The sequence below is a fragment of the Vibrio sp. Vb0349 genome (genome assembly GCF_033338975.1).
Genome location: NZ_JAWOTS010000154.1, coordinates 909 through 1,528, shown reverse-complemented (window position 1 = coordinate 1,528; position 620 = coordinate 909). Strand labels below are relative to the sequence as shown.

The following is a 620-nucleotide window of genomic DNA, read 5'->3' as shown; positions in this document are numbered from 1 at the left end:
TGAATGGTCGTGACCTTCATGACCGTCGTGATCATGTTTGTCGTGATCGTGATGGGCGTGTTCATCATGATCATGGCCTTCATGATCATGGTGCTCATGTTCTTCATGTTGCCCCCCAAGCGAGTGTTCAACATGAACTTCTTCAATTTCGCATTGTGCTTGTGGGTTAATCGCAAACAGTGCGTTGCTATCTTCTAGCGTTGCGATTGCATGTTGCAGTGTTTTCTCTTGCTCTGCATTTTCTGGTGCGTGTTCAAAGCCGACCACATCAGCCCCAGGAGCTGTGATTTCGAGCAGCAAGTCACTGCCGTCTTGGGCAATATTAAATTCAACATGACCATGAACGTGCGCACTGTGTTGGCGGTATTCTTCTGCTGTTGCGACTGTCGATAGAGACAAACCGATAACGATCGCTAAAACCTGTTTAGATGGCATTTTACTTTCCTAATTTTGCTGATAAATCCGAGATCTGGTTGATTTCAGATTAGTACTCATTTGACGTTCTGTTATTGAAACGCGTCTATACACGTTGGAAATAACGTAATTGGGTTGTGTTTGAGTGTTTACGCAAAATAAGGCGGTGCACGCGCAGCGCTGAATACTTCTTCTACATGATGCGA

The 620-nt window shown here is 45.0% G+C and carries 1 protein-coding gene; it reads right to left on the bottom strand.

What is annotated here, in order from left to right:
• Window positions 1-435 (bottom strand): ZrgA family zinc uptake protein (locus R7Q47_RS24105; protein WP_318089709.1); only part of this gene is annotated, 435 nt, incomplete at its 3' end.
• Window positions 436-620 lie beyond the last annotated feature (185 nt).